The following is a 16,974-nucleotide window of genomic DNA, read 5'->3' on the forward strand; positions in this document are numbered from 1 at the left end:
GTCGTATGCGCGCCACCCATCGTATCGCTTGCGGTCCCAAAGGGCGGCTTCATGGAAGCGATAAACGTACGCAAGCGACGTGCCTGCTCCCGCAAGCGCATGGGTTTTCTGCAATTGCCGCCGCTTCGCGGCGCACGCCATCGGAAGGCCGCGCATTACTGCGGCTGGGCGCGCAGCGCCGCCACCTGGTCAGCCGTGAGGGTCGCCTCGGGATTCCCGAACTGCTTCGTGACGTAGTTCGAAATCGCCGCGACCTGGTCGTTGCTCAGTTCGTCGCCGAATGCGGGCATCAGCACGTCGGCGGCTTTCGTCTTGCGCGCCACGCCTCGCAGAATCACCATCGCGAGGTTGTTCGGGCTCTGTGCGCCCGCCACGCTATTGTGAATCAGCGATGGGTATGCCCCCGGCGCGCTCGCGCCAATGCCCTCGCCGGTCCAGTGGTGGCAGCTCGCGCAGTTCGCCACGAAAAGCTGCAAGCCGTTCACGCTCGTGATCGTCATGCCGCGCAGCGCGGTGATGTCGTCGGTGGCGGGCTTGCCCAATGAATCGCGCGCCCGCGAAACGCCGCCCGAAAACGGCTGCTGCGCGCTCAGATACGCCGCGACCGAGCGCAAGTCTTCGCGCGTCAGATACTGCGTCGAGTTCTGCACGACTTCGGCCATCGGGCCGGCGGCGTTTGCGTGGCCCGGCGCGACGCCCGTCGACAGGTAGGAGATCAACGCGTCGTCACTCCAGTTGCCGATGCCGCCCGTGCGGTCCGGCGTGATGTTGTAGGCCTGCCAGCCCGCCTGCGTCGCGCCCGAGAAGCGTCCGGTCGACTTGAGGCCCTGCATGAAGTTGCGCGGCGTGTGGCACTCCTCGCAGTGCGCGAGCCCTTGGACGAGATAGGCGCCGCGGTTGTATTCGGCGCTTTGCTTCGGATCCGGCACGAAGCGGCCTTCGTCGAAATTGAAGAGATTCCAGAAGGTCATCAGCCAGCGCTGGTTGAACGGGAAGTGCAGTTCGTTCGCGGGCGGCGTGTAGTGCACGGGCGCAAGCGTGTTCAGCCAGGCGCGTATGGCGAGCACGTCCTGCTCGGACACGCGCGTGAATTCGACGTAGGGGAAAGCCGGATAAAGCCGCTCGCCGCCCTTGCCGATGCCTTCGTGCATCGCGCGCATGAAATCGGCATCGCTCCATTTGCCGATACCGGTGTCGGGATCGGGCGTGATGTTCGGCGTATAGAGCTTGCCGAACGGCGTGCGAATGGGAAGGCCGCCCGCGAACGGCCGGCTCAGGTCGGCGGTGTGGCACGCGGCGCAGTCGCCCACGCGCACGAGGTATTCGCCGCGCTTGATGAGATCGGACTTGTTCGCGTCGGCGGTGGGCGTCGACGCTTCGTCGCCGCGCGCGGTGGACATCGGCAGCTCGTCGACAGGACGCGTGTGCGGCTCGTGCGCAGCGTGCCATGCGATGTAGAGTGCGAAGGCGCTGAACAGCGCGGCCGCCGTCGCGGCACGCGCGCGGCGCGTCGCGCGCGCAAACCCGGGCAAGGACGTGGCCGCGCGCTTCAACCGCTCGTTGCTCGCCGTTGGGGACTTCATTGCTTTCATCTCCTGTCTCCTGTCGACCGCACTTAGTGCTTCAGCACTTAGTGCGGTCCCATGCATAGCTGTCGACCGCACTTAGTGCTTCAGCACTTAGTACGGACCCGTGCATAGGTGTCGACCGCGCCTGGCGCTTCAGCACGTGGTGCGCTCCCATGCACAGCGCCCCGATCGCATCAAAGCTCGCGGCGCAGCTTGTCAGCGAGCTTCAGCGACAGTGCGGCTATCGTCAGCGTGCAGTTCACCGAGGCCGCCGTTGGCATCACCGCACTGCTGGCGATGAACAGGTTCGAATGATCGTGCGTGCGGCAGTCGGCGTCGACCACCGAATCGGCGGCGTTCGCGCCCATGATCGTCGTGCCCATGATGTGATTGTTCGGCGCGAAGGTATCGTCGAACGTGACCTCCGTGCCGCCGAAAAGCTGCGCGATCTGCGCGTACAGTTCATGCGTGTTGACCGCGCTCTTCTTCACGTAGTCGTTGATCGAGTAGTAGATCTCGGGCTGCGGAATGCCGAGCCCGTCCTTGTGCTCGCCGGAGGGCACCACACGGTTCTGCGGCTCGGGCAAATGCTCGTGGAAGCTGTTGATGTTGAGCGTGCGCGAAGTGCGCTCGCGTATCTGCCGGTCGAGCTCCGCGCCGGTCAAGCCGTTCTTGATGAGCGCGGCGGTGACGGACATCGTCGGCACGCCGTTCGACAGATGCAGCTTCTTCGAAGCGTAATCAGAGCGAAACGCGCCATCGCGGAAGTTCACGACCGAGGTCATCTCCATCGGCCCGCGCCCCGGCCATAGCGGCTCGTTGGCGAGAAACGTGACGCCCGTGCCCGGGTGATCCATGAGATTGCGGCCCACCTGGTCGGAGCTGTTGCCGATGCCGTGCGGGAACGCATCGCTCGTCGACATCAGCATGAGCTTGGGCGTTTCGATGCCGTTCGCGGCCAGCACGAAGAGCTTGCCCGTCACGCGCGTGCTGCTGCCGTTCGGGTCCTTGTAGTGCACCGCGGTAATCAAACCTTTGTTGTCGGCTTCGATGCGATACACCACGGCCTGCGGCACGAGTTTCGCCCCCGCGCGCTCGGCCTTGTCCGCATGCATCACGCCGTTGTACATCGCGCCGATCGGACAGATCGGCATGCAGTTGTTGTTGCCGCAGCAGGTCGGGCGCGCGTCGTAGGGGCGGCTGTTGCGCGCAACCGGCTCGGGCACCACGTGGAATCCATGCGCATTCAGCACTTCGGAAAAGCGCTGGTCCATGTACGAGAGCGGCAGCATGCTCATCGGGTAGGGTTTCGAGCGCGGCGAGCCGAGATCGTACGAAGCGTCCGGGCCCGACACCCCCAACTCCACCTCCGCGAGCTGGTACCACGGTTCGAGCGTCTCGTAGGGATAGGGCCAGTCGCGCCCCACGCCGTAGTGCGTTTTCAGGCGAAAGTCCGCAGGCAGAAGACGCCAGGCCGCGGCGGCCCAGTGCCACGTCGTGCCGCCTACGAGGCGCAAATACTGCGAGTTGTACGGATAGTCGCCCTTCTGCACGAGATAGTCGTTGGGCGGCGAGTATTCGGGATGCGGCGCGTAGCTGGCGGAAGGATAAGGCGTCGCGAAATCGGCTTTCGCGGGCGAGTTGCGGAAGTTCTCCACGATCTGCCCGCGCGCGCGACGCGGCCCCGCTTCGAGCAGGATCACGGAAGCGCCGGCCTGCGCCAATTGATGCGCCACCACGCTGCCCGCCACGCCCGAGCCGACCACGACTACGTCGGCGGAGTGTTCTATCGCCATGCTCGACCTCTTTCTTTTGGCTTTCGTTGTGGGGACCTGGCGCGGCCTCAATGTGCGCCGTGCCGTGCGCTCAAGCATCCGAGATGGCGGCGCGCCGGCGGCTGCGCGAGAGGCAGCACGCGCGAGGTCTTCCGGCCGCGCATGGCGCCGCCGGCAACTGCTTCTGTTCGCGTCACCCGTCTGCGGGCTTCTGCGTCCAGTAGAACGGTACGTCGCGGCAATACGAGGGAATCGTCAGCACGTCGTTGACGGGGTCGAACATCAGCGCCTTTTCGTAGGCCACCACCTGCACGTGCGGCATGTCGCCCACGAGCCCGAGATACCACGCGCGCATGATGTCGCCCACCGTCGAGGCGAGTTCCGGCTGATCGGACTTGAGCGCGGCGGTCACCGTGTCGGATGGCACGCCGCCATGGCCTTCCAGCCAGGTATTGAGCGAGGCGACGTTCGCCTCGAACTGGCTGCTCTCGCGGCCGAGCGACGCGTAGACGCGCTGGCCTAGCACCGTGTCGAAGCTCGTGCGGCCGGTGAGGCGCTGCGAAAGCTTGATAAAGGCGTCATAGCCGCTGTCGGCGGCGGGCGCGGCCGCAAACGCTCGGCCGATGCCCAGAGGCGCGCCTGAGCGCCCGGCGGCCGCAAAGGCGAGCAGCGCCGCCGCGCATGTGAGCGTCACGAAGCGGCGGCGGCCAGGGCGGCCAACCGCGGCGCAAAGTTCGTGCGGCGCCTGCGAGATCCCGTGTTGCGTCACATCTGTCATGAGCACTCCAGATGAGGTCTATCCCCGCATGCGAGGCGAAACACGCTTGCCGCCGGCGCGGGCGGCGCAAGATGCGCGCAACGTTCGCAATCGTCGTGCTGCGCGCGAGTGCGCCTTCAAGGCGTCGCTGCGCGGGCATGGAAAGGAAACATTGCTGCGTTGCGCATGCAATATAGCCTCTTCCGCCCCGATAAGACAAACCGAATGCATCGATACCGAACATCAGTACATGCAATGCACGTCACAGTGCCAGTTCATGCACGGTAGAATCGCCGCACCCCGTTCGTGCGCTACGCCATACTCCATGAGCCTCTATCCGCAGGTGCTACGCAACCGGCCGCACTTGATGATCGGCATTGCCGTGGGCACCGTTGCCGGTGCGCTCGTGCCCGCTTCGATCCGTCCTCCGGCGCGCGCGCTGATCGGCTAGGACGCGGCAATCTGGACCTACCTCGTGCTGATCTGGCTTCACATGGCGTTTGCAAACGAAGAGGCCGTGCGCCAGAACGCCCAGCGCGAAGACGAAAACGCGGGCATCGTGCTGTTCATCGTCTGCACGGCGACGGTGGCGAGCATTGTCGCCATCGTGCTCGAACTGGGCACAACGAAAGACCTCGGCACGGCTTCGAAAGTGCTGCATTCGCTGCTCACGGGCCTCACGCTGATCGGTGCGTGGTTTCTCATTCCGACCATTTTCACGCTGCATTACGCGCGCCTTTTTTACGGCTCCGATCCCGCCGTGCCCGCGCTCGTGTTTCCCGACGAGGATCTCAAGCCCAATTACTGGGACTTCCTGTACTTTTCGTTCACCATTGCCTGCGCCTCGCAAACCGCCGATGTCGGCCTGCGCGGCCGCAACGCGCGCCGCGCCGCGCTCGCGCAATCTATTTTGTCGTTCTATTTCAATGTTTCTGTGCTCGGCCTGTGCGTGAACATCGCGGCAAGCATGGTCGGCGGTTGAGCGCTGCAGCCGGTCCTGACAACAGGCCCTTACAACAACCGGTCGTTGCAGCCGCTCGTTTCAGCGCTCCATTTCACCCGAACAATGCAATGCATACCGGCAATCGATGCCGGTCCGGCCCCTCTGCACCTCATACCGATCTCGCGCGTCCCTCGCGCGGCTAGCGCACGCATGCCGCGCCCGCGCACTGCGTTTGGGCATGTGCCTTGCTGACCGGCACCGCAAGTCGCCACGCGGCGCATGCGGTTTGGTTCCGGCCTGCTCTTGCACTACATTGAACAGCATGTGCCTGTCCACCCCGCGCAGCGCGGCACGCTCCGGCAGCCCACGGGCGGCGTGATCGCATTTCGGCTAACCCCGTCCTGCATCCCCGTCGCCTCACGTACCTGGAATACGACCGATGGAACCTCCCCACGCCTATGCGCCGCGGATCTACTTCGTCCATTCCGTCCATGTCGGGCCGCTCGACGCGTGGCCGGCGCAGTTCGCCCGCGCCGCGTCGCTCGGCTTCGACCATGTTTTGATCGGCGGGCTGTTCGCGCCGGGCGCGTCGGGCGACGACCGCATCATCGCTGACCATGCGCGGCTGCACCCCGCCTTCGGCTCGCCGCAAGGCGTCGACGACGCCCTGCGCGAGCTGGCCCTTGCGGCGCAAACGTGCGGCGTCACGCTGCTCGCCGACCTCGTGCTCGACCGCAGCGCCGCCGACGGCGCGCTCTACACCAGCCACCCCGAGTGGTTCCATCCCTTCGAGCCCGAAGACGCGCGGCTCGACCCGCGCCACGGCCATCGCGAAGCCAACGTCGCCTATGCCGACTTCGAGCGCGCAGGCGCGCCGCTCGCCGCATGGTGGACCGCGCGCGCGAGCGCGCTCGTCGAGGCAGGCATTGGCGGCTTTCGCATCGACTCGCCACACCGCACGCCGCCGAACGTGCTGCGCACGATTTTCGATGCCGTGCGCGCGCGTTTTCCCCAGGCGCGCTGGCTCGCCGCGACACCCGGGCTGCCGCGCGAAGCAATCGCGCGCCTCGAAGGCGTGGGCTTCGATGCGGCCTTCTCCTCGCTGCGCTGGTGGGACTTCTCGTCGAGCTGGATGGTCGAGGAGCACGCTGCCTTGCGGCGCGTGGGTTCGCCCGTCACGTTTCCGGAAGCGCCCTACGGCACGCGCTACGCGCACGACCAGGAGGGCGCCGCCGACGCACACGCCGTCGAACGCGCCTATCGCCGCATGCTGCGCACAGCCGCCGCGCTCGGCACCGGCTGGCTCATGCCGATGGGCTTCGAATACGGCGTGAACGATGCAACGGCGCACAGCGGCAACAGCGCGCAAGCCTTCGAGGCCGCGAGGGCGCGCGCGCCCTTCGACCTGAGCGGCGACGTCGCGCAAGCCAACGCGCTCCAACGCGAGACGTGGACGCTGCAAACCAACGGCGAGTTACGCGCACTCAATGGACCGGGGGCGAGCGTCGCCGCGCTGTTGCGCGGCGACCGCGCCGACCTGCGCGACGCGGACGATGCCGTGCTCACGCTCGTCAATCCGGCGCTCGCCGCGCCGGTACGCGTGGAGATGGCGCGACTGCTCGACGGCGTGCCGGGCAGCTTCACACGCTTCGCCCCGCTGGATGCCGAAACGCTGCGCGGCGCGCGCCCCCCCGCGCAGCGCGATGCGAGCGCGATACCGGATACCTTCGCGCTGCCCGCGGGCGCGTGCTGGATGTTCCGCGCGCTCGCGAGTCCGCCCGTGGTGCTCGCGCCTGCTGAAGATCGCGGCAAGTCGGACACGAGCGGGCACAAGAGCGTGACCGAAGCCATCGCCGCGCCCCGCATCGCGATCGAGAGCGCGACGCCATCGGTCGATCATGGCCGCTTCGTCGCCAAGCGCGCCGTTGGCGAGCGCTGTGAAGTGCGTGCGGCGATTTTCGCGGAGGGCCACGACCGCATCGACGCCGCCGTGCTCTGGCGCGCCGCCGACGAAACCGCCTGGCACGAGTCGCCGCTGACACCCATCCAGCCAGCCGGCACCGACCTGTGGGCCGGCCGCTTTCCGCTCGAGCGCATGGGACGCTACGAGTACGTGGTGATCGCATGGCGCGACGACTTCGCGTCGCTCGTCGACCATGTGCAGAAAAAGCGCGCTGCGAACCAGCCCGTCGAGCTGGAGCTCGAAGAAGCGAGCCACCTGTTCGCGCGCGTACTCGCAACCGCCGAAACGTCGGATACGGGTGACGCGTCTCAAAAGCACACCTGCGCCACGCTGGACGCGATCGTGAAGCGCTTCCTTGCTGCGGACACCGAAACACGTTACTGGCTGCTCTGCTCGCCCGCAACGGCCGCGGCCGTGCGTGCCGCGCGCCACCGGCCGTTCCTTTCGCGCGACACGATCGTCAATCGCGTGGACGCGGAGCGCAGCGCCGCGGCTTTCGCGAGCTGGTATGAGATCTTTCCACGCTCGATGAGCGACGACGAATCGCGCCACGGCACCTTCGACGACGTGATCGCGAAGCTGCCGCGCATCCGCGAAATGGGCTTCGACGTGCTGTACTTCCCGCCCATCCACCCTATCGGCCTCGCGAACCGCAAGGGGCGCAACAATGCGCTCACGGCGCAGCCCGGCGACGTGGGCAGCCCCTATGCGATCGGCGCGGCCGAAGGCGGCCACACTGCCGTGCATCCGCAACTGGGCACACTCGAAGACTTCTGCCGCATGCTCGCCGCCGCGCACGCGCAGGGCCTCGAAATCGCGCTCGATTTCGCGATTCAATGCTCGCCCGACCACCCGTGGCTGAAGGCGCATCCGGGATGGTTCGCGTGGCGCCCCGACGGCACGCTGCGTTACGCCGAGAATCCGCCGAAGAAGTATCAGGACATCGTGAACCCCGAGTTCTACGCGCACGACGCCAAGCCCGATTTGTGGCTCGCGCTGCGCGACGCGATCCTGTTCTGGGTGGACGTGGGCGTGCGCATCTTCCGCGTGGACAACCCGCACACGAAGCCGCTGCCGTTCTGGGAATGGATGATCGCCGACGTGCGCGCGCGTCACCCCGACGTGATCTTTCTTTCCGAAGCGTTCACGAGGCCGCGCCTCATGTACCGGCTCGCCAAGCTCGGCTTCTCGCAGTCGTACACGTATTTCACGTGGCGCGAATCGAAGCGCGATTTCACCGAGTACCTTACGGAGCTCACGCAAACCGAGGTGCGCGAGTTTTACCGGCCGAATTTTTTCGTCAACACGCCCGACATCAATCCGCGCCATCTGCAAACCGGCGCGCGCTCGAGCTTCCTGATCCGCGCGGCGCTGGCCGCCATGCTTTCGGGGCTCTGGGGCGTGTATTGCGGCTTCGAGCTCTGCGAGTCGCGCGCGCTGCCCAATTCGGAAGAATATCTGGACTCCGAAAAATATCAGATTCGTGCATGGGACTGGCACCGGCCCGGCAACATCGTCGCGGAGATCGCCGCGCTCAACCGCATTCGCCGCGCCAACCCCGCGCTGCACACGCATCTCGGCATTACATTTCTCGACGCGCGCAACGACGCCCTGCTCTGCTTCGAGAAAGCCACGCCCGCGCGCGACAACGTGCTCGTGGTGGCGATCAATCTCGACGCCTTCAACGAACAGGGTGCCGACTTCGACCTGTCGTGGGCGACGTTCCAGCGCTGGCATCTCGACGACCACGCCACGCTCGGTGTCGTCGACGAGATGACGGGCGAGCGCTTCCAGTGGCATGGGCGCTGGCAGCACGTTCGTCTGGACCCGCACACGCGCCCCTTCGCGATCTGGCGCATCGAGCCGGTCCACGGACTGCCGCGCGAAGAGCCGCTGCCTGAACAAGCCAATGAGTACGCCAACGGGCCCGCCGACGTGCACATCGAGGGCCACCCCGAACTCGACGAGGACTTCCCGTCCGGAGGAGCGACATGAAACGTGACCCCGCCACGCACGAGCCCGTGGCAACCCACGTGCAAACCGTCACGCGGGACTCCACCGCGTCCGAACCGCACCACCACCACGGGGAGCGCGGCACGCAACGGCGCGGCAAGCCCTCGCAGCTTTCCGACGACCCGCTCTGGTACAAGGACGCCGTGATCTACCAGGTGCACGTGAAATCGTTCTTCGATTCGAACAACGATGGCGTGGGCGATTTCCCGGGCCTGCTCGCCAAGCTCGACTACATTGCGGGCCTCGGCGTGACGGCGATCTGGCTGCTGCCGTTCTACCCCTCGCCGCGCCGCGACGACGGCTACGACATTGCCGACTATCGCAACGTGCACCCTGACTACGGCCAGCTCGCCGACGTGCGCCGCTTCATTCAGGAAGCGCATGCGCGCGGCATCCGCGTGATCACCGAGCTCGTCATCAACCACACCTCGGACCAGCACCCGTGGTTCCAGCGCGCGCGGCGCGCGAAGCCTGGCTCGAATCATCGCAACTACTACGTGTGGTCCGATACTGATCAGAAGTACCAGGGAACGCGCATCATCTTCATCGACACGGAACCTTCGAACTGGACGCACGACCCCGTTGCGGGCGCGTACTACTGGCACCGCTTCTACTCGCACCAGCCCGACCTGAATTTCGACAATCCGGCCGTGCTGCGCGAGGTGCTGCAGATCATGCGCTTCTGGCTCGACATGGGCATCGACGGGCTGCGGCTCGACGCGGTGCCCTATCTCGTGGAGCGCGAAGGCACGAACAACGAAAACCTGCCCGAAACGCACGCTATCCTCAAGCAGATCCGCGCGACCATCGACGAGCACTACCCGAACCGCATGCTGCTGGCCGAAGCGAACCAGTGGCCCGAAGACGTGCAGGAGTACTTCGGCAACGAAGACGAATGCCACATGGCGTTCCACTTTCCGCTGATGCCGCGCCTCTACATGGCGATCGCGAGCGAGGACCGCTTCCCGATCATCGACATCATGAAGCAGACGCCGGACTTGCTGCCCACCTGCCAGTGGGCGGTGTTCCTGCGCAATCACGACGAGCTCACGCTCGAGATGGTCACCGACTCCGAACGCGACTACCTCTGGAACACCTATGCGAGCGACCGGCGCGCGCGCCTGAACCTCGGCATCCGGCGTCGCCTCGCGCCGCTCATGGAGCGCGACCGCCGCCGTATCGAGCTCATCAATTCGCTGCTGCTCTCGATGCCGGGCACGCCCGTGATCTACTACGGCGACGAGCTCGGCATGGGCGACAACATCCACCTGGGCGACCGCGACGGCGTGCGCACGCCGATGCAGTGGTCATCCGATCGCAACGGCGGCTTCTCTCGCGCCGACCCCGAGCAGCTCGTGCTGCCGCCGTTGATGGGCTCGCTCTACGGCTACGACGCGATCAACGTGGAGGCGCAGAGCCGCGATCCGCATTCGCTGCTCAACTGGACGCGCCGCATGCTCGCCACGCGCCGCGCGAAACAGGCTTTCGGGCGCGGCTCGATCCGCTTCCTGCGCCCCGATAACCGCAAGGTCCTCGCGTACCTGCGCGAAATGCCGGGCGAAGCGCCCATACTGTGCGTGGCGAATCTGTCGCGCGCGCCGCAGGCGGTCGAACTCGACCTCTCCGAATACGCGGGCACGGCCCCCGTCGAAATGACGGCCGACTCCGTATTTCCGCCCATCGGGCAGCTGCCTTATCTGCTGACCTTCCCGCCCTACGGCTTTCTCTGGTTCCTGCTGTGCCCGGGCAATCAACGGCCTTCGTGGAGCCAGCCGACGTCGGAGCAATTGCCAGAATTCGTGACCGTGGTGATCCGCGAAGGGCAAACGGGTGCAACGCCCGAGAACGTGCGGCTGCTCGAATCGGAAGTGCTGCCTTCGTGGCTCTCGCGGCGGCGCTGGTTCGCCTCGAAGGACCGGCCGCTGCGCGCAGTGCGCCTCGCGGCGCTCACGACCATACACGGCGCGGGTTTCGCCTTCACCGAGATCGAGGCCGAACTCGTAGACGGCACGAGCGAGCGCTACGTGCTGCCCATCGCGATCACGTGGGGCACCGACACCACCACGCCGCTGCATATCCAGCTCGCGCTCTCGCGCGTGCGGCGCGGACGCACGATCGGCTATCTGACCGACGCCTTCTCGCTGCCGTGGTTCGCCTATGGCGTGCTCAACAAGCTGCGCGAACACGCTGCCGTGCCCACGGTGCAGCAGAGCATGATCCGCTTCGAGCCGACTGAGCGGCTCGCCGAACTCGACCTCGGCGAAACGCCTGAGGTTCGCTGGCTCGCCGCCGAGCAGAGCAACAGCTCGCTCGTGATCGCCGAAACGCTCGTGCTCAAGATCGTGCGGCGGCTCATGGCGGGCGTGCACCCCGAAGCGGAAATGAGCCGCTACCTCACGAAGCTCGGCTACGCCAACACGGCGCCGCTCTATGGCGAAGTGGTGCGCATCGATCCTGCGGGCGTGCCGCACACGCTCATCATCGTGCAAGGCTATATCGACAATCAGGGCAACGCGTGGGACTGGGCGCTCGATTACCTGCGCCGCACGATCGACGAACTCGCGCTCGCCACGGACGACGACAGCAGCGCCGACCAGGCGAACGAGGAAGAAGCCGTGCAGGGCTATTGCGCGGTGATCGGCGCCATCGGCAAGCGCCTGGGCGAGCTGCACGCGGCGCTCGCCTCGCCCAGCGACGAAGAGGCTTTCGCGCCCGTCGCCGCTACGCCCAACGACGTGCGCAACTGGATCGCAGACGCGAAGTCCATGCTGATCGAAGCGCTCGACATCGTCGCGCAGCATACGGGCGCAGACGAACGCATACTCGACGAAGACGCGCGCGATCTTGCGCGCAGCCTGGTCGATCGCCGCAAGGCGCTCATCGCGAAGCTCGACGAGATCGTGCCACTGGACGCCAAGGCCACGCGCATCCGCATTCATGGCGATTTCCATCTGGGCCAGGTGCTGCTCTCGCAAGGCGATGCCTATTTGATCGACTTCGAAGGCGAGCCCGCGCGAGCGCTCGAATACCGGCGCACCAAGGCCTCGCCGCTGCGCGACGTGGCCGGCCTCCTGCGCTCGCTCTCCTATGCGGGCGCCGCCGCGCAATCGACCATAGAAAGCGCGCCGACGCAGATCGTCGATCGCAAGCGCGCGCTGTTCGAGCGCTTCCGCGGCTACGCGGCCGAAGCGTTTCTGAGCCAATATCGCGCGGCCGTCGCGGAAGCGCCGCTCGCGCTCGTGAGCGCTTCGCACGAGCAGGCGCTGCTCGACCTGTTCCTGATCGAAAAGGCGGCCTACGAGATTCGCTACGAAGCCGCCAATCGCCCCACCTGGCTCGCGCTGCCCATACGCGGACTCGCCGCGCTCTCCGCGCGCGTGCTTGGCCTCACGCCCACACAATCCACGCACTCGCATGCGGGCGGGGGTGGCCATGGCTGAGCGCGCACCCCACGCCGGCCTCAATCCGCACGACGCCGAGGCACTCGCCGGCGCGCGCCATAGCGATCCTTTCGCCGTGCTCGGGCTGCACTGGGTGGAAGGCACGCCCTATGTGCGCGCGTGGCTGCCGAACGCCTCCGGCGCGAGCGTCGTCGCGCGCGACCGCGCGCACACGCTCGCCGAGCTGACGCTCGTGCACCCCGCGGGCCTGTTCGCCGGGCCACTCGCCGAGGCGGTCCCCTACCGGCTCGCGATCGACTGGCATGGCGTGATCCAGGAAATCGAGGACACCTATTCATTCGGCCCGCATCTCTCTCACGAAGCGCTCGTGCGCCTCGCCGACGGCGACCCGTACGCCGTGCTCGAATGCCTCGGCGCGCGCCCGCTCGCGAGCGACGGCGTGCCCGGCGTGCGCTTTGCGGTCTGGGCGCCGAATGCGCAACGCGTTTCCGTCGTCGGCGACTTCAATGCATGGGATGGGCGCCGCCACCCCATGCGGCTGCGCCACGAGGCCGGCGTCTGGGAGCTTTTCATTCCGCGCGTGGCGGCAGGCGCACGCTACAAGTACGAAATTCTCGGCGCACGCGGCATAGTGCTGCCGCTCAAGGCCGACCCATGCGCGCAGGAAACCGAATGCCCGCCGGGCACGGCTTCGGTCGTCGCGCCCGTCGAGGCGCTCGACCACTATGCGTGGCGAGACCAGCACTGGCTGCAAACGCGCGCGCAACGCCAGAACGCGCGCGCCGCGATGACGATCTACGAAGTCCACGCGCCCTCGTGGCTGCCCACGCAAGGGCCCGACGCGCCCGCGCCCAACTGGAGCGAACTCGCCGAGCGCCTGATCCCATACGCGCAGGGCATGGGCTTCACCCACCTCGAACTGATGCCCGTGGCCGAACATCCGTTCGGTGGCTCGTGGGGCTATCAGCCGCTCGCGCAGTTCGCGCCCACCGCACGCCTTGGCGCGCCGCTCGACTTCGCGGCATTCGTCGATCGCGCACACGAAGCGGGCCTGGGCGTGATTGTCGACTGGGTGCCTGCGCACTTTCCGAACGACGCGCACGGCCTCGTCGACTTCGACGGCACCGCGCTCTACGAGCATGCCGATCCACGCGAAGGCTATCACCCCGACTGGAACACGATGATCTACAACCTCGGGCGGCGCGAGGTGAGCGCGTTCCTGATCGCATCGGGCCTCGCGTGGCTCATGCGCTATCACGTGGACGGCCTGCGCGTGGACGCTGTCGCATCGATGCTCTACCGCGACTATTCGCGCGCGCACGGCGAGTGGGTGCCCAACATTTACGGCGGCCGCGAGAATCTCGAATCGATCGCGTTCCTCAAGCGCCTCAATCATGAGACGCAATATGTGCCGCAGCGCCCCGGCGTCATCACCATCGCGGAGGAATCCACGGCGTGGCCGGGCGTCACGGCGCGCCCCGAAGACAACGGCCTCGGCTTCCAGTTCAAGTGGAACATGGGCTGGATGCACGACACGCTGCACTACATGCAGGAAGATCCGGTCTACCGGCGCTATCACCATCACCTGATGACGTTCGCGATGGTCTACGCGTGGTCCGAGCGCTTCGTGCTGCCGCTCTCGCACGACGAGGTGGTGCACGGCAAGGGCTCGCTGCTCGGCAAGATGCCCGGCGACCGCTGGCAGAAGTTCGCGAACCTGCGCGCGTATTTCGGCTTCATGTGGGCGCACCCCGGCAAGAAGCTGCTGTTCATGGGCGGCGAGTTCGGGCAGCTGGCCGAGTTCGATCACGACGGCACGCCACACTGGAACCTGCTCGACGATCCGCTGCATCGCGGCGTGCAAACGCTCGTGCGCGACCTGAACCGCCTCTACGCAAGCGAGCCGGCGCTCTACACACTCGACGCCGAACCCGGCGGCTTCGAATGGCTGGTTTCCGACGACACGGAAAACAGCGTGCTCGCCTGGCGCCGCGTGGACGGCACGGGCCGCGAAATCGTGGCCATCTGCAACTTCACGCCGATGCCGCGCCACGGCTACCGCATCGGCATGCCGCAGCCCGGCCAGTGGGACGAAGTACTGAACACCGACGCCGAAATCTACGGCGGCTCGAACATGGGCAATGGGGGCCTCGTCAGCACGGAGAGCGTGGCGAGCCATGGCAAGCCGCAGTCGGCCGCGCTCGTGCTGCCGCCGCTCGGCATGCTGATGCTGCGCCTGCGCCGCTAGCGAGGTCGACCCGTCCAGATTTAATCAGGAACCCGATGCAAAACGAAGAAGAAAATCTGGAGCATCGTCATGGCAAATGGCCCACCTGAGCGCCTGCTGCCCGGATCGCCGTGGCCGCTCGGCGCAACGTGGGACGGTCTCGGCACCAATTTCGCCGTGTTCTCGGCCCACGCCTGGCGCATCGAGCTGTGCCTCTTCGACCCCACCGGCCGCAAGGAGCGTACCCGCTACACCTTGCCCGAATGCACCGACGAGGTGTGGCACGGCTATCTGCCGGGTGCCCATCCGGGCACCGTCTACGGCTTGCGCGCGCACGGCCCTTATCAGCCGCACCTGGGGCAGCGCTTCAATCCGCACAAGCTGCTCATCGACCCTTATGCGCGCCAGCTCATCGGCCAGTTTCGCTGGTCCGACACGCTGTATGGCTACCGCGCGCATTCGAACCGCGCGGACCTCTCGATCGACCGGCGCGACTCGGCGCCGGCCATGCCCAAATGCGTGGTCGTCAACGACAACTTCGACTGGTCGCGCGACCGGCGCCCCGACACGCCGTGGGGCGAGACCGTGATTTACGAGGCGCACCCGCGCGGGCTCTCCATGCTGTGTCACGATCTGCGCACGCACATGCGCGGCACCTTCGCCGGGCTCGCCGCGCCGCGTTTCATCGAGCATCTGCACAAACTCGGCGTGACGGCCATCGAGCTTTTGCCCGTGCACGCGTTTCTCACCGAGCGCTTTCTCGTGGAGCGCGGGTTGCGCAACTACTGGGGCTACAACCCCGCTGCGTTCTTCGCGCCCGAGCCCGGCTATCTCGTGGGCTACGACACCGACGGACTGCGCATTGCCGTGCGGCAACTGCACGCGGCGGGCATCGAGGTCTTTCTCGACGTGGTCTACAACCACACCTGCGAAGGCGGCGAGACAGGGCCCACCGTCTCGTGGCGCGGGCTCGACAACGCCAGCTACTACCGCTGCGTGCCTGGCGACGAGCGCCACTTCATCAACGACACAGGCTGCGGCAACACGCTCAATCTTTCGCATCCGCGCGTCCTGCAGATGGTGGCCGACTCGTTGCGCCACTGGGCCACGTCATACGGCATCGACGGCTTTCGCTTCGACCTTGGCGTGACGCTCGGGCGCGAGCACCCGGGCTTCGATCCGAACGGCGGCTTCTTCGATGTGTTGCGGCAAGATCCAGTCCTTTCGCAATGCAAACTGATTTCCGAGCCGTGGGACGTGGGTCCAGGCGGCTACCAGCTCGGCAATCACCCGCCCGGCTTCTCCGAATGGAACGACCGCTTTCGTGACAGCGTACGGCGCTACTGGCGCGGCGCCCCGGGCCAGCGCGCCGATCTCGCCGCGCGCCTCACCGGCAGCGCGGACCTGTTCGACAAGCGCAAGCGCCGGCCCTGGGCGTCGATCAACTTCATCACCTCGCACGACGGCTTCACGCTCACCGATCTCGTTTCGTACGAGCACAAGCACAACGAAGCCAACGGCGAAGAGAACCGCGACGGACATAACGAGAACTGGAGTGCGAACTGGGGCGTGGAAGGCCCGACCGACGACCCGGCCATCCTCGCCACGCGTGCGCGCGTAGCGCGCTCGATGCTGGCGACGCTCTTCGTCGCGCTCGGCACGCCCATGCTGCTCGCGGGCGACGAGGCGTGCCGCACGCAGCGCGGCAACAACAATGCGTATTGTCAGGACAACGACATCTCGTGGTTCGACTGGTCGCTCGCGCAGACACCTCAGGGCAAGGCGATGACGCGCTTCGTCGCGCGCTTGATCGCGCTGCGCAACGAGCACCCGCTGCTGCGCGAAACGCGCTTTCTGTTCGGCGAGCGCGAATTGCTGCCCGGCGTGCACGACATCGACTGGTTCGACGAGCGCGGCGAGCCACTCACGCCGGAGGCCTGGCAGGACCCCGAGGCGCACGCGTTCACGATGCGGCGCGCAGGAGCGGGACTCAACGGCGAAATGGAAGTATTGTTGATGATGCTGAACGCTTCGCAGGGTGCGGTGACGTTCGTCGCGCCGGCGCCACGCATGGCATGGGAGGTGCTCCTCGATACCGCCCGCCCCGATGCGGTGCCCTACGCGCTGCCCGAGCCGACGTACGAGCTGGCCGCACGCACGCTGGCCGTGCTGTGCGCACGGCCAGCACGGCACGAGACGCACCGCGCGCTGGACACGCGCGAGGACGCGGGCACGCCGGACCCGCGCCGCCCGCCCGCTGGGCCGCAGCCGGGCCCCGAAGCGCGCCCTGGGCCGGCCCCGGGCGAAGCCGCTGCTGGATAGCTACA

Annotated in this window: 9 protein-coding genes; 6 read left to right on the top strand and 3 right to left on the bottom strand. The window is 66.7% G+C overall.

Features of this window, described 5'->3' with window-relative positions:
- Positions 1–155: 155 nt before the first annotated feature.
- From VMJ11_RS19385 to VMJ11_RS19395, 3 genes are all read right to left on the bottom strand, one after another.
- Complete coding sequence (locus VMJ11_RS19385) at positions 156–1,583, bottom strand: cytochrome c (RefSeq protein ID WP_325621005.1); 1,428 nt, start codon at positions 1,581–1,583, stop codon at positions 156–158.
- A gap of 179 nt (positions 1,584–1,762) precedes the next feature.
- Complete coding sequence (locus VMJ11_RS19390; RefSeq protein WP_325621006.1) at positions 1,763–3,364, bottom strand: GMC family oxidoreductase; 1,602 nt, start codon at positions 3,362–3,364, stop codon at positions 1,763–1,765.
- A 172-nt stretch (positions 3,365–3,536) separates the two neighbouring features.
- Positions 3,537–4,121: a sugar dehydrogenase complex small subunit gene (locus tag VMJ11_RS19395; RefSeq protein WP_325621007.1), complete on the bottom strand. Its 585-nt coding sequence runs from the start codon at positions 4,119–4,121 to the stop codon at positions 3,537–3,539.
- A 304-nt stretch (positions 4,122–4,425) separates the two neighbouring features.
- Between VMJ11_RS19395 and VMJ11_RS19400 the strand changes: the two genes are divergently transcribed.
- The 6 genes from VMJ11_RS19400 to glgX all read left to right on the top strand — a co-directional run bounded on the left by VMJ11_RS19400 (position 4,426) and on the right by glgX (position 16,969).
- Positions 4,426–4,551, top strand: a complete 126-nt coding sequence (locus VMJ11_RS19400; RefSeq protein WP_325621008.1) for a hypothetical protein — start codon at positions 4,426–4,428, stop codon at positions 4,549–4,551.
- A 9-nt stretch (positions 4,552–4,560) separates the two neighbouring features.
- Positions 4,561–5,082: a DUF1345 domain-containing protein gene (locus tag VMJ11_RS19405; protein WP_325621034.1), complete on the top strand. Its 522-nt coding sequence runs from the start codon at positions 4,561–4,563 to the stop codon at positions 5,080–5,082.
- A 400-nt stretch (positions 5,083–5,482) separates the two neighbouring features.
- Entirely contained in the window at positions 5,483–9,001 is a 3,519-nt protein-coding gene (locus VMJ11_RS19410) for a maltotransferase domain-containing protein (protein ID WP_325621009.1), read from the top strand.
- Complete coding sequence (gene treS / locus VMJ11_RS19415; RefSeq protein ID WP_325621010.1) at positions 8,998–12,459, top strand: maltose alpha-D-glucosyltransferase; 3,462 nt, start codon at positions 8,998–9,000, stop codon at positions 12,457–12,459. Before VMJ11_RS19410 ends, treS begins: the two co-directional genes overlap by 4 nt.
- Positions 12,452–14,668: a 1,4-alpha-glucan branching protein GlgB gene (gene glgB, locus VMJ11_RS19420; RefSeq protein WP_325621011.1), complete on the top strand. Its 2,217-nt coding sequence runs from the start codon at positions 12,452–12,454 to the stop codon at positions 14,666–14,668. The genes treS and glgB overlap by 8 nt, the downstream gene beginning before the upstream one ends.
- A gap of 69 nt (positions 14,669–14,737) precedes the next feature.
- Entirely contained in the window at positions 14,738–16,969 is a 2,232-nt protein-coding gene (gene glgX / locus VMJ11_RS19425) for a glycogen debranching protein GlgX (RefSeq protein WP_325621012.1), read from the top strand.
- Positions 16,970–16,974 lie beyond the last annotated feature (5 nt).

Origin of the sequence: Paraburkholderia sp. (assembly GCF_035501035.1) — a bacterium.
Lineage (GTDB): Bacteria > Pseudomonadota > Gammaproteobacteria > Burkholderiales > Burkholderiaceae > Paraburkholderia.

Coding starts and splice junctions, on each gene's coding strand:
- treS (WP_325621010.1), top strand. CDS start 8,998: ATGAAACGTGACCCCGCCACGCACGAGCCCGTGGCAACCCACGTGCAA.
- VMJ11_RS19410 (WP_325621009.1), top strand. CDS start 5,483: ATGGAACCTCCCCACGCCTATGCGCCGCGGATCTACTTCGTCCATTCC.
- VMJ11_RS19395 (WP_325621007.1), bottom strand. CDS start 4,121: ATGACAGATGTGACGCAACACGGGATCTCGCAGGCGCCGCACGAACTT.
- VMJ11_RS19400 (WP_325621008.1), top strand. CDS start 4,426: ATGAGCCTCTATCCGCAGGTGCTACGCAACCGGCCGCACTTGATGATC.
- glgX (WP_325621012.1), top strand. CDS start 14,738: ATGGCAAATGGCCCACCTGAGCGCCTGCTGCCCGGATCGCCGTGGCCG.
- VMJ11_RS19390 (WP_325621006.1), bottom strand. CDS start 3,364: ATGGCGATAGAACACTCCGCCGACGTAGTCGTGGTCGGCTCGGGCGTG.
- VMJ11_RS19385 (WP_325621005.1), bottom strand. CDS start 1,583: ATGAAGTCCCCAACGGCGAGCAACGAGCGGTTGAAGCGCGCGGCCACG.
- glgB (WP_325621011.1), top strand. CDS start 12,452: ATGGCTGAGCGCGCACCCCACGCCGGCCTCAATCCGCACGACGCCGAG.